The organism is Billgrantia antri (assembly GCF_019430905.1).
Taxonomy (GTDB): Bacteria; Pseudomonadota; Gammaproteobacteria; order Pseudomonadales; family Halomonadaceae; genus Halomonas; species Halomonas antri.
On the sequence record NZ_JAHYCA010000003.1, the window covers coordinates 438,175 to 451,003 of the forward strand.

A 12,829-nucleotide genomic window follows, 5' to 3' on the forward strand; every position below is an offset into this window, starting at 1 on the left:
CCCGGTGAATCGCCCGAAGGCGAAGGGGGTCATCCGCCAAAGTCGTCCAGCAAGATGTTTTCGGGCTCGACACCCAGGTCGAGCAGCATCTTGATGACGGATGCGTTCATCATGGGCGGTCCGCACATGTAGTACTCGCAGTCCTCGGGAGCCGGATGGTCCTTGAGGTAGTTCTCGTACAACACGTTGTGAATGAACCCGGTGGGACCGGTCCAGTTGTCCTCGGGTAGCGGGTCCGATAGCGCCAGGTGCCACTCGAAGTTGGGGAACTCCTCGGCCAACTGATCATACTCGTCATTGTAGAAGGTCTCGCGCCAGGAACGCGCACCGTACCAGAACGAGATCTTGCGGTCGCTCTTGAGTCGCTTGAGCTGGTCGAAGATATGGCTGCGCATCGGCGCCATGCCTGCACCGCCACCGACGAATACCATCTCGGCGTCGGTGTCCTTGGCGAAGAACTCGCCGAAGGGCCCCATCACCGTGACCTTGTCACCCGGCTTCAGGCTGAAGACGTAGGTCGACATCAGCCCTGGCGGATGGCTTGTACCGGGAGGCGGTGTGGCGATACGGATGTTGAACTTGAGAATGCCCCTCTCTTCCGGGTAGTTCGCCATCGAGTAGGCGCGAATGACCTCCTCGTTGTTCTTGTGAGAGAGCTTGAACAGGTCGAACTTCTCCCAGTCGCCGCGATACTCCTCCTCGATGTCGAAGTCCGAAAACTTGATATCGTAAGGCGGCGCCACCAGTTGCACGTAGCCGCCAGCGCGGAAATCGACATTCTCGCCTTCGGGAAGCTTGAGGTTGAGCTCCTTGATGAAGGTCGCCACGTTGGGGTTGCCGATGACCTCGCATTCCCATTTCTTGACGCCGAAGACCTCCTCGGGCACCTCGATCTTCATGTCCTGCTTCACCGGCACCTGGCAGGAGAGCCGCCAGCCCTCCTTCTTTTCGCGCAGAGTGAAGTGGGACTCCTCGGTCGGCAGGATCGAGCCGCCGCCCTCTTCCACCCGGCACTTGCACTGCGCGCAGGAGCCGCCGCCACCGCAGGCGGAGGAAAGGAAGATGCCATTGGCCGCCAGCGTGTTGAGCAGTTTACCGCCCGCCTGGGTGCTGATGGTGTGTTCCGGGTCGCCGTTGATCTCGATGGAAACGTCGCCGGTACTGACGAGCTTGCTTCGGGCCGCCAGGATCACCACGACGAGACCGATGATGACCACGGTGAACATGACCACACCGAGCAAGATGATAGATGTTCCAACCATGTCGGATTCCTATTTGCTGTGTAACCTGTTTCCCGGCGGCGCGAGCGCCGCCGGAAATGCGCCCCGGCTCAGAGCTGAATGCCCGAGAAGGACATGAAGCCCAGCGACATCAAGCCCACCGTGATGAAGGTGATGCCCAGGCCCTGCAGGCCAGCCGGCACGTCACTGTACTTGAGCTTCTCGCGGATCCCCGCCAGCGCGGTGATGGCCAGCGCCCAGCCCACGCCGGAGCCCAGGCCGTAGACCACGGATTCGCCGAAGTTATAGTTGCGCTCGACCATGAACAGCACGCCCCCGAGGATGGCGCAGTTCACGGTGATCAGCGGCAGGAACACGCCCAATGCGTTGTAGAGCGCCGGTACGTACTTGTCGAGGAACATCTCGAGGATCTGTACCAGAGCGGCGATCACACCGATGTAGGACAGCAGACCCAGGAACGACAGGTCGATGTTCTCGGCCCCTTCGATACCGGTCCAGGTCAGCGCGCCCTCCGCCAACAGTGCGCTATATATGACGTTGTTGACGGGCACGGAGATGGTCAGCACCACGATCACCGCGATACCGAGGCCGATGGCCGCCGAGACCTTCTTGGATACCGCCAGGAAGGTACACATGCCGAGGAAGAACGCCAGGGCCAGGTTTTCGACGAAGACCGAGGCAACGAACAGGCTGATATAGTGCTCCATGTTACACGGCCTCCTTCGGTTGGGTGTTTTCCTTCATCTTGAACTCGTTCGCCTCGACCTGCTCCGGGTGCGTGGAACGCAGCGCCCAGATGATCAGGCCAATGATGAAGAACGCCGACGGCGGCAGCAGCAGCAGGCCGTTGGGCACGTACCAGCCGCCATCCTGCACGGTGGGCAGGATGGTTAGACCGAACACGCTACCGGAACCGAGCAGCTCGCGAACGAAGCCCACGGTCATCAGGATGAAGCCATAGCCCAGACCGTTGCCGATGCCATCCAGGAACGACAGTCCCGGAGAGTTCTGCATGGCGAAACCTTCGGCACGCCCCATCACGATGCAGTTGGTAATGATCAGGCCGACGAATACCGAGAGCTGCTTGGACATTTCGTAGGCATACGCCTTGAGGATCTGATCCACCACGATCACCAGCGAGGCGATGATGGTCATCTGCACGATGATGCGGATCGACGAAGGGATGTGATGCCGGATCAACGAGATGAAAAAGCTGGAGAAAGCCGTTACGAAACAAACGGCCAACGACATGACCAGCGAGACGCTCATGCTGGTCGTCACCGCCAGCGCCGAACAGATACCCAGTACCTGCAGGGCGATGGGGTTATTGTTGAAGATCGGGGTCGTCAGGACGCCCTTGGGAGTCACAGCGGACATAGTCAGGCTCCTTAAGCTTCTGCTTCGAGTTCGACGTCGGCTTCCTGGGCTTGCTCTGTATCGACTCCCTCACGGAATCGAGTCAGATACGTGCCGAAACCCTCCGGACTCAGCCAGAACTGCAGCATGTTGGTCACGCCGTTGCTGGTCAATGTGGCGCCGGACAACGCATCGATCTCGGTCTCGTCGTCGGCGCCCCCCTTGGTCAGGTGGATATCGGGGGTCAGATCTTCTTTGTCTTCGAAGATCTTCTTGCCTTCCCACTGGGCCTGCCAGCGCGGGTTATTCACCTCGGCCCCTAGCCCTGGGGTCTCGGCGTGTTCATAGTAGGTGATGCCGACGATTGTGTTGCCATCGCCCTCCACCGACAGGAAGCCACGCATCAGCCCCCACAGCCCCTGGCCACGGATCGGCAGGATGATCTGATCCGGATCCTCGGCATCGCCGACCAGGTAGACGGTGGCATAGTTCTCGACGCGGCTCAGGCCGGCAATATCGCGGTCGCCGGACAGGGTGCGCCCCGTGGCCGGATCGCGCGCGGCCTGGAAGTGGTCGAAGGTTTCCGGGTCGAACTCGTCGGTGTACTCCCCTGTACGCATGTCCACCACGCGTGGGGTTACCTCACCGAATGCCGCCTCCACGTCCATGCCTGGCTCGTACAGGTTGGCCACGCTGAGGATGTTGGTCTTGCGATCGAGTTCCTGGTTGAGCTGTTGCTTGGAGCGCAGCGCCACCGCCGCGGTGGACACGATGACCGAACACACGATACAGAGTGCGAACGCCACCGTCAGGATCTTCTTGATGGAGTTATTGCTCTGTGCCATCAGGCAGTCTCCTCGGCCGGGACGCCGACTCGCTGAATGCGGCGTTTGATGTTGGCCTGAACAAAGAAGTGATCGATCAGCGGTGCGAACAGGTTAGCAAACAGGATCGCCAGCATGATGCCTTCGGGGAATGCCGGGTTGACCACGCGAATCAGCACGGTCATCACACCGATGAGGATGCCGAAGATCAAGCGCCCCGGGTTGGTCATGGAAGCGGAAACCGGATCGGTGGCCATGAACACCATGCCGAAGGCGAAGCCACCGACGACCAGATGCCAATACCACGGCATGGCGAACATCGGGTTGCTCTCGGAGCCGACCAGGTTGAACAACAGGCTGGTCCCCGCCATGCCGAGCAGACAGCCCAGCATGATTCGCCAGGAGGCGATCTTGGTCCACAGCAGCACTGCCGCACCTACGAAGATGGCCAGCGTCGAGACCTCGCCAACCGAGCCCGGCAGGTAGCCGATGAAGGCGTCCCACCAGCTATACTGGGAACTCAGCGCCGCCATGCCGTCCTGGAAAGCGATGGAAAGCGGCGTTGCCCCGGTGTAGCCGTCGGCAGCCACCCATACCGCATCACCCGAGATCTGCGCCGGATAGGCGAAGTAAAGGAAGGCGCGGCCGGTGAGGGCCGGATTGAGGAAGTTCTTGCCAGTACCGCCAAAGATCTCCTTGCCGATCACCACACCGAAGGTAATGCCCAGAGCCACCTGCCACAGCGGGATGGTAGCCGGCAGGATCAGGGCATAGAGCACGGAAGTGACGAAGAAACCTTCGTTGACCTCATGACCACGCTTGACGGCGAAGAGTACCTCCCAGAACCCACCGACCACGAAGGTCACCAGATAGATCGGCAGGAAATAGGTGGCACCAAGCACGAAGTTGGCCCACAGGCTGTCAGGGTCGTGGCCGGAGGCGAGCACCATGAGAATCGCCTCACGCCAGCCGTCCATCGAAGCATAGCCGTCAGCGATGGCACTGTTGGCCAGCCAGCCGGCGTTCCACATGCCGAAGAACATGGCCGGGAAGGTGCACAGCCACACGGTGATCATGATGCGCTTGAGATCGATACCATCACGCACGTGCGCCGTGGTCTTGGTGACGCTGGGCGGAGAGTAGAAGATGGTGTCGACCGCCTCGAAGAGCGGATACCACTTCTCGTACTTGCCACCCTTGTGGAAATGCGGCTCGAGATTGTCGAGTGTCTGTCGGATACCCATCATCAGGCCTCTTTCTCGATCATGGTGAGGTTGTCACGCAGGATGGGACCGTACTCGTACTTGCCCGGGCACACGTAGGTGCACAGTGCCAGGTCCTCTTCATCCAGCTCCAGACACCCAAGCTGCATGGCCGCCTCGATGTCACCGACGATCAGCGTACGCAACAGCTGGGTCGGCAGAATATCCAACGGCATCACTTCCTCGTAGACGCCCACCGGCACCATCGCCCGCTCGGAGCCGTTGGTGGAGGTATTGGGCGCGTAGTTGGAGAGCCCCTTGAACTTCGACAGATAGATGCCCAGCACCGAGTGACGGTTGTTGCCCGGAGACAGCCACCCCAGGAAGGCGCGCTTGTTGCCCTCTTCGATCAGGCTGAACTGGTTGTGGAAGCGGCCCAAGTAGCGCAGCCCACCTTCCGCGGTAAATCCGGAGAACACCGACCCGGAAATCACGCGAGTATCTTGGGGTTGGAGGATTTCCCCGGCCAACAGTTCCTCGGTGCTGGCACCGATTCGCGTGCGCAACAGACGCGGTTTCTCGGCACGCGGCCCGCCCACGGCGACGACCCGCGACATGTCGAGCCGCCCCTCGGCGAACAGCTTGCCGAAAGCGATCACGTCCTGATAGCCGATGTGCCAGACACGCTTGTGCAGGGCGACCGGAGAGAGGAAATGAATATGTGTACCGACCAGGCCAGCCGGATGCGGGCCGGCAAAGGTCTCTAGCTGCACGCCCGTTACGTCGCCGCCAGGAATCTTGGCGTCGGGAGCAGTACACAGGAAGACCTTGCCCTGGGTTAGACTCGACAGCACCTTGAGCCCATCCTCGAAGGCCTCGGGCTGCTCGTTGATGATGACGGCAGGGTCAGCGCTGAGCGGATGCGTGTCGATAGCGGTGACGAAGATGTCGGCCGGCTCGCTGTCGATCGCCGGGCTGCGCGAGTAGGGCCGGGTACGCAGTGCAGTCCACAGCCCCGACTCGACCAACTGGTCGACGACGCGCTGGCGATCCAGGGAGTCAAGCCCTTCACGCCCATGGGCCGTGAACTCGACCGCTTCCTCGTTTTCGTCGATCTGGATGACGACCGAGAGCAGCTTGCGCTTCTCGCCACGATGGATGGCGACGATTTCGCCCGCAGCCGGTGCCGTGAACCGCACACCGGGATTCTTCTTGTCGGTAAAGAGGAGTTGGCCCAGTTTGACCTTGTCCCCCTCCCGGACCTCCATGGTCGGCTTCATGCCGACGTAGTCGGTGCCCAGGACAGCCACGTGACGCACGGGTCGCGCATCCTCGATGCGCGGCTCGGGCGTCCCCATGATGGGGAGATCCAGGCCTTTCTTGACTTCGATCATAGTCTCGCCCAGTTGATGGATCGGAAATGCGAAGGAAAGGGGTTCGAATGGATTCGAATTCTTGTTGAGTCAGTACGTTACCAGTCAGGCCCGAGGCATTCCGGGCCACCCCGAAAAAATCCACAGCATTATAAAGACAAGCGCGACCAAAGACCACACGGCCTAAGGTCGCAAAAGGGGGTAAAAAACCACGCTACGCCTGGCTTCGAAAGGGTTCAATAGGCGTTGAAATGCGTTCGTTTCAGGGGTTTTCGTGCGTCTGAAGGAACCGGGTCAGCGCCACGCTGGCGCCGCCCGGCATGACCGATAAGTGACGCGGGTCAGAGAATTCCGACCCGCGAGGTCGGGTTTGCCCGAGAAGCTCAGGCTTGGGCGCGCGGCAACTTGAGGAAGTGCACGTTGGAGATCTGCTGCAGGATGCGCACCACCTGACAGCTGTAGCCGAACTCGTTGTCATACCAGACGTAGAGCACCGCCTGCTTCCCGCTGGCAATGGTTGCCTTGGCGTCGACGATGCCGGCATGGCGATTGCCAACGAAATCGGACGACACTACCTCGGGCGAATCGACGAAGTCGATCTGCTTCTGGTAGGAGGAATCGATCGACATGCGACGCAGGTAGTCGTTGAGCGCCTCGGCATCGGTCTCGCGGCCCAGCGTCAGGTTGAGGATGGCCATGGAAACGTTGGGGATCGGTACGCGAATGGCGTTACCGGTCAGCTTGCCGGAAAGCTCGGGCAGGGCCTTGGCCACCGCCTTGGCGGCGCCAGTCTCGGTCAGCACCATGTTGAGCGGTGCACTGCGGCCGCGTCGATCGCCCTTGTGGTAATTGTCGATCAGGTTCTGGTCGTTGGTGTAGGCATGCACCGTCTCCACGTGACCGCACTCGATACCGTACTCGTCGTTGAGCACCTTGAGCACCGGCACGATGGCATTTGTGGTACAGGAGGCCGCCGACAGAATGGTATCGTCCGCCGCGATGTCGCCATGGTTGATACCGAAGACGATGTTCTTGATATCGCCCTTGCCCGGCGCGGTGAGCAGTGCCTTTGACACGCCCTTGCACTCCAGGTGCTGACCCAGGCCGGCCTCGTCGCGCCAGATGCCGGTATTGTCGACTACCACGGCATTGTCGATGCCGTAGGCGGTGTAGTCGATGTCGCTCGGCTTATCGGCATAGATCACCTGGATCACGTTGCCATTGGCGGTGATGGTGCGGGCCTCGTAGTCGACACTGATGGTGCCGTCGAAGGGGCCATGGACCGAATCCCGGCGCAGCAGGCTGGCACGTTTCTCCAGGTCCTTGGCGATATCGCCACGGCCACGTACCACGATGGCACGCAGACGCAACAGGTTGCCGCCGCCAGCCTTCTCCACCAGCACCCGTGCCAGCAGACGACCGATGCGACCGAAGCCGTAGAGCACCACATCCTTGGACTGGCCGTTATTGCCGTTGGGATCATGGGCATCGACGATTTCGGCGAGCTCATCACGCAGGAAAGCCTTGGCGTCGCCGCCGCCACGCTTCTTGAAGGCCACGCCAAGCTTGCCGACATCGACGTGAGCCGGTCCCAGGTTGAGCTCGATCATGGCCTGGACCAGCGGCAGGGTATCCTGCACCGAGAGCTCGGTGCCCTCGACCTTTCTGACGAAACGGTGGTCCTTCAGGATGCGGATCACCGAGCGGTTGAACAACGAGCGCCCATAGAGGGTGGTGACCACGTTGTTATGCCGGTAGAGGCTGCCGATGAGCGGGATCATCTGTTCGGCCAGGGCCTGATTGTCGTGCCATTCCTGGAAGACGTTCTCGAGGGGTTGCTGACTCACGTGAAGCCTCTCTGAAAATCGAAAATTCCGGTTTATTATCCCGTTCGCGTTTCGCTGGGGCAATCGCAGGATGGTCGCAGGTGCTGTAGGGGGATTACAGGAATCGCTGCTTGACTACAAGCGTCGCATCGGGCTGGTATGATCCCCCTTTGCTCCTGTTGCTGCTCTCAGCCAGGCATTGCGAACGGCCTGCCGGCCGGCCCACACGACGACGGAACGCCCGACGACATCATGCCCAAACTCTCGCCGCTCGATCCGCCCCACCCAACGGGGACTCGCGATACCCTTTACTGGCAAATGCCGCCGGGCAGCGCGGCTGCCCTGGCGCTGGCACATCTCGCCGACGATGCGCCACTGCTGGTCATCGCTCCCGACACCGCCAGCGCGCAGCGGCTGGAAAATGATCTGCGTTTCTATGCCCGCGTCCCCGTGCTGCCCTTCCCCGACTGGGAAACGCTGCCCTACGACAGCTTCTCGCCGCACCAGGACATCGTCTCTGAGCGGCTGCGCACCCTGCGTCGGCTGCAGAATGGTGAGCATGGCATCGTGCTGGTGCCGATCAACACCCTGATGCAGCGGTTGCCCCCAGTGGATTACATCGCTGGCCGCGTACTGACCTTGGAAGTTGGCATGCGGCTGGATCGCGAGGGCTTTCGCGAGAGCCTGTCGCGTGCCGGATATCGTGCCGTGGAGACGGTGTACGAGCCGGGCGAATACGCCTTGCGCGGGGCGCTGATCGATCTCTACCCCATGGGCAGCGAGAGTCCGTTGCGTATCGACCTGTTCGATGACGAAGTCGATACCCTGCGTCGCTTCGACCCCGACACCCAGCGCAGCCAGGACAAGATCGAGCGAGTGGAGCTGCTGCCGGCACACGAGTACTCGCTTTCGCGCAGCGCCATCGCTTGCTTCCGCGAAGGCTTCGAGACCCTGTTCGACGTCGATCCGCGCCAGTGCCCGCTGTACCTCGATGCCTTGAAAGGCATCCCCTCCCCCGGCCTGGAACAGTACCTGCCGCTGTTCTTCGAGGAGACGGCGACGCTGTTCGACCACCTGGTCGAAGGAACACGCGTGGCCCTCCTGCCCGAGTCCTTTGCCGCCGCCGAGCACCACTGGCAGGCGATCGAGAGCCGTTATGAAAATCTTGGCGTCGATCCGACCCGGCCGCTGCTGCCCCCCCACCGGGCTTTCGTCCCCGTCGCCGAGGTCTTCGCCGCTATCAAGCGTCATCCACGTGTCGAACTGACCGCCGACAGCCAGCATCCCCATGCCCTCGAGACGGCCTCGCGGCCCCTGCCGGAGGTGGCAATCAACGCCCGTGCCAAACAGCCGCTGGCCGCACTGCAGGGCTTCCTGACCGAACACGGCAGCACATGCGTGCTGTTCGTTGCCGAATCGCGCGGCCGCCGTGAGGCGCTGGAGGAGACCCTGGCACCGCTGCACCTGTCACTCCCTCATGCTGCTAGCTTCGATGCCTTCCGCCAGGGCGACTCACGCCTGGGCATTACCGAGGGCGAGGTCGGCAGCGGACTATGGCTGGAGCAACCCGACATTGCCGTCATTACCGAAACGGAGCTGTTCGGTGATGTCGTGCGCCAGAGTCGCCGCCGCGAGAAGGCGACCGACATGGGTGAATTGGCTATTCGCCACCTGGCAGAGCTGCGTCCAGGCGCCCCGGTGGTCCACCAGACCCATGGCGTCGGGCGCTATCGCGGTCTCGAACGCCTGGAGGCCGGCGGTCAGGCCGCGGAGTTCGTGTCCCTCGAATATGCCGACGGTGCCAAGCTTTACGTCCCGGTGGATAATCTGCACCTGATCTCGCGCTACGCCGGCGCCGACGATGAGTTGGCCCCCCTGCACCGACTAGGCTCGGATCAGTGGGACAAGGCGCGCCGCAAGGCGGCGGAGAAGATTCGCGACACCGCCGCCGAGCTGCTCGATGTCTATGCCCGGCGCGAGGCACGTGAAGGCTTTGCCTGCGTCACACCCGACGAGGAGTACGCCCGCTTCGCCGCCAGCTTCCCGTTCGAGGAGACCGCCGACCAGCGTGCTGCCATCAGCGCCGTGATCGGCGACATGACCGCACCCAAGCCAATGGATCGCGTGGTATGCGGCGATGTCGGCTTCGGCAAGACCGAGGTCGCCATGCGCGCCGCCTTCCTCGCCGTACATTCCGGTCGCCAGGTGGTGGTGCTGGTACCGACCACCCTGCTCGCCCGCCAGCACTACGAGAATTTCCGCGACCGCTTCGCCGACACCGCGGTGCAGATCGAGCTGGTATCACGTTTCACTGCAGGCAAGGGACAGGCGGAATCGCTCAAGCGCATCGAGAGCGGCCAGGCCGACATCGTGATCGGCACCCACAAGCTACTCTCGAAGTCGATGAAGCTGCCCAACATGGGACTGCTCATCATCGATGAAGAGCATCGCTTCGGCGTTGCCCAGAAGGAGCGCCTGAAGGAACTGCGCGCCGAGGTCGACATTCTCACCCTTACCGCCACACCGATTCCACGCACGCTCAACATGGCCATGAGCGGCATCCGCGACCTGTCGATAATCGCCACGCCGCCGGCGCGTCGCCTGTCGGTGAAGACCTTCGTCCAGCAGCGCGACGAATCGACCATCAAGGAGGCGATCCTGCGCGAGATCCTGCGTGGAGGACAGGTCTACTACCTGCACAACGAAGTCAGGACCATCGAGACCGCCGCCGATACCATTCGCCACCTGGTTCCCGAGGCACGTGTCGCGGTGGCCCATGGCCAGCTTCCCGAGCGCGCCCTCGAGCGGGTGATGTCGGACTTCTACCACAAGCGCTACAACGTGCTGGTCTGCTCCACCATCATCGAGACCGGCATCGACGTGCCCAGTGCCAACACCATCGTCATCGAGCGCGCCGACAAGTTCGGTCTGGCCCAGTTGCACCAACTGCGAGGCCGAGTGGGCAGGAGCCATCATCAAGCCTACGCCTACCTGCTCGCTCCACCGCCGCGGGCGATGACCAAGGACGCCGTCAAGCGCCTGGAGGCTATCGGCGCCGCCGAGGACCTCGGCGCGGGGTTCACCCTGGCCAGTCACGACATGGAGATCCGCGGTGCCGGCGAGCTGCTCGGCGAGGAGCAGAGCGGCCAGATGGAGGCCATCGGCTATACCCTCTACATGGAGATGCTCGATCGCGCCGTGGCCGCCATCCGCGCCGGCAAGACGCCCAACATCGAGGCACCGCTCAGCGATGGCGTCGAGATCAGCCTCAACCTGCCGGCCCTGATCCCCGACGACTACCTGCCCGACGTCCAGCAGCGCCTGGTGATGTACAAGCGCATCGCCAGCGCCGCCGACGAGGCCGAGCTCAAGGAACTGCAGGTGGAGATGATCGATCGCTTCGGCCTTCTGCCGGCCGCGGTCAAGACGCTGATGCGCCAGACCCGCCTGCGCCAGCGCGCCGAGCGCCTCGGTATCGTGCGCCTGGAGGCCGGCGCCGAACGCGGCAGGGTGCTTTTTGGCGGCCAGACCCGGGTCGACCCGCTGACGCTGGTCAAGATGATTCAGGCCGAACCGCAACGTTATCGGCTCGATGGCGCCGACACCCTGCGCTTCACTGACGAGATGGACAGCGCGGAGGCCCGCTTCCAGGCCGTGGAGCAACTGCTCGATGCCCTCAACCGCAAGGCCCAGGCCGCCTGACGAGGCGGCCCATCGCGCAATGACGCGCCGCTACTCCCGCCAGAGCCGGGAACGCTATACTATGCAGTGTGTCCCATCGCAGCCTTGAACCAACCCGACGCCACCCCAGCGGAAGGCGTAGACCGTCACCAAGCGACACTGCCTGTTCGGCAGGACACTGCCGGTGACCCTATGACGAGAACACGACGTAGATGAAGAACCCGACATTGACCAGACGCATCGGTCTTGGCGTTGCCCTGTTCGGTCTTGCCGCCCTGCTGGCGACCACGACCCTTGCCGAGGAGGAAAGCGCCGACAGCTCCGGGGAGCTACCCCGCGGCCACTTCCACCTGCCCGACGAGGGCAACGTGATCGGCGAGGCCTATACCGTGACCGTCGAGGAGGGCGAGACCCTGCTCGATATCGGGCGCCGCCACAACGTGGGCTACGAGGGGATCCGCATGGCCAACCCCGAGGTCAGCATCTGGGCGCCCCGCCCCGGCACCGAGGTGGTGATCCCGGCCCAGTACATCCTCCCGGACGCACCGCGGGAAGGCATCGTCGTCAACCTCTCGGAGCTGCGCCTGTATTACTACTCGCGCCCCGGCATCGTCGAGACGTATCCCATCAGCATCGGTCGGGATGGCTTCGCCACGCCCGTGGGCGTGACCCGTACCACCGTCAAGGTCAAGGACCCTCACTGGTCGCCTCCGCGTTCCATGCGTGAGGAAGCCGCCGCTCGCGGCGAGCCCCCCCCCGCCGTGGTACCACCAGGCCCTGACAACCCGCTGGGTCGTCACGCCATCCTGCTCGGACTGCCGAGCTACCTGATCCACGGCACCAACCGACCCGACGGCGTCGGCATGCGTGCCAGCCGCGGCTGCATCCGCATGTTCCCCGAGGACATCGAGTCGCTCTACGAGCGCGTGCCCAGTGGTACGCAAGTCAACATCATCGACCAGCCGTTCAAGGTCGCGTGGTCGGCGGACGGCGTGCTCTATGCACAGTCGTTCCCTCTGCTAGAAGAGAACGTGGGCACCTTCGAGCCAATCCTCAACGCCATGGAGATCGTGGCTGACGCCTTCGGAGAGGAGCCCGCACCGATCGATTACGCCCAGTTGCGCCAGGTCGTCGAGCAGCCCAACGGTCGCCTGGTATCCCTACTCCGGGTCGCCGAGGAAGAGCCTGCCCCGGAAGATCGGCAAGAAACACTGGACGAGGGGCTGTTCTCGGAACTCGAGATCAGCCAGCAGACGGGGCTGTTTTCGGAGCTGGAAGTCAGCCACCTTTGATCACACTAGAGCCAACAGGCACCGGCTCGCCGGT

General features: G+C 62.6%; 9 protein-coding genes. 2 read left to right on the top strand and 7 right to left on the bottom strand.

The annotated features are described in order from the left end of the window. Nucleotides 1-29: 29 nt before the first annotated feature. From nqrF to KPL81_RS10070, 7 genes are all read right to left on the bottom strand, one after another. The gene (gene nqrF, locus KPL81_RS10040; protein WP_209472836.1) at nt 30-1,262 is read right to left on the bottom strand and encodes an NADH:ubiquinone reductase (Na(+)-transporting) subunit F; all 1,233 of its coding nucleotides are present in this window, start codon (nt 1,260-1,262) and stop codon (nt 30-32) included. 68 nt (nt 1,263-1,330) lie between these two features. Continuing rightward, nucleotides 1,331-1,948 carry an NADH:ubiquinone reductase (Na(+)-transporting) subunit E gene (nqrE, locus tag KPL81_RS10045; protein WP_209472838.1) on the bottom strand — a complete coding sequence of 206 codons (618 nt, stop codon included), beginning with the start codon at nt 1,946-1,948 and terminating at the stop codon, nt 1,331-1,333. Between the two features lies 1 nt (nt 1,949). Then, a complete protein-coding gene (locus KPL81_RS10050; protein WP_209472840.1) occupies nt 1,950-2,618 on the bottom strand; it encodes an NADH:ubiquinone reductase (Na(+)-transporting) subunit D in 669 nt (222 codons plus the stop codon). 11 nt (nt 2,619-2,629) lie between these two features. Further along, the gene (locus KPL81_RS10055; RefSeq protein ID WP_219791801.1) at nt 2,630-3,442 is read right to left on the bottom strand and encodes a Na(+)-translocating NADH-quinone reductase subunit C; all 813 of its coding nucleotides are present in this window, start codon (nt 3,440-3,442) and stop codon (nt 2,630-2,632) included. Next, nucleotides 3,442-4,668 (bottom strand): NADH:ubiquinone reductase (Na(+)-transporting) subunit B, encoded by a 1,227-nt coding sequence (locus tag KPL81_RS10060; protein ID WP_219791803.1) that lies wholly within the window; start codon nt 4,666-4,668, stop codon nt 3,442-3,444. The genes KPL81_RS10055 and KPL81_RS10060 overlap by 1 nt, the downstream gene beginning before the upstream one ends. Beyond that, on the bottom strand, nt 4,668-6,017 hold the full coding sequence (locus KPL81_RS10065) for a Na(+)-translocating NADH-quinone reductase subunit A (protein ID WP_209472846.1): 1,350 nt from the start codon (nt 6,015-6,017) through the stop codon (nt 4,668-4,670). Before KPL81_RS10065 ends, KPL81_RS10060 begins: the two co-directional genes overlap by 1 nt. A gap of 362 nt (nt 6,018-6,379) precedes the next feature. Continuing rightward, the gene (locus KPL81_RS10070) at nt 6,380-7,843 is read right to left on the bottom strand and encodes a glyceraldehyde-3-phosphate dehydrogenase (RefSeq protein WP_209472849.1); all 1,464 of its coding nucleotides are present in this window, start codon (nt 7,841-7,843) and stop codon (nt 6,380-6,382) included. Nucleotides 7,844-8,074: 231 nt separating this feature from the next. Between KPL81_RS10070 and mfd the strand changes: the two genes are divergently transcribed. After that, entirely contained in the window at nt 8,075-11,524 is a 3,450-nt protein-coding gene (gene mfd, locus KPL81_RS10075; RefSeq protein WP_219791805.1) for a transcription-repair coupling factor, read from the top strand. A 191-nt stretch (nt 11,525-11,715) separates the two neighbouring features. Further along, nucleotides 11,716-12,795, top strand: a complete 1,080-nt coding sequence (locus KPL81_RS10080) for a L,D-transpeptidase family protein (RefSeq protein WP_219791806.1) — start codon at nt 11,716-11,718, stop codon at nt 12,793-12,795. The last annotated feature ends 34 nt before the right edge of the window (nt 12,796-12,829 follow it).

What these genes read in the sequence shown, in the direction of transcription:
- KPL81_RS10055 (WP_219791801.1), bottom strand. Translation starts at nt 3,442, where the DNA reads ATGGCACAGAGCAATAACTCCATCAAGAAGATCCTGACGGTGGCGTTC.
- mfd (WP_219791805.1), top strand. Translation starts at nt 8,075, where the DNA reads ATGCCCAAACTCTCGCCGCTCGATCCGCCCCACCCAACGGGGACTCGC.
- nqrE (WP_209472838.1), bottom strand. Translation starts at nt 1,948, where the DNA reads ATGGAGCACTATATCAGCCTGTTCGTTGCCTCGGTCTTCGTCGAAAAC.
- KPL81_RS10060 (WP_219791803.1), bottom strand. Translation starts at nt 4,668, where the DNA reads ATGATGGGTATCCGACAGACACTCGACAATCTCGAGCCGCATTTCCAC.
- KPL81_RS10080 (WP_219791806.1), top strand. Translation starts at nt 11,716, where the DNA reads ATGAAGAACCCGACATTGACCAGACGCATCGGTCTTGGCGTTGCCCTG.
- KPL81_RS10050 (WP_209472840.1), bottom strand. Translation starts at nt 2,618, where the DNA reads ATGTCCGCTGTGACTCCCAAGGGCGTCCTGACGACCCCGATCTTCAAC.
- nqrF (WP_209472836.1), bottom strand. Translation starts at nt 1,262, where the DNA reads ATGGTTGGAACATCTATCATCTTGCTCGGTGTGGTCATGTTCACCGTG.
- KPL81_RS10065 (WP_209472846.1), bottom strand. Translation starts at nt 6,017, where the DNA reads ATGATCGAAGTCAAGAAAGGCCTGGATCTCCCCATCATGGGGACGCCC.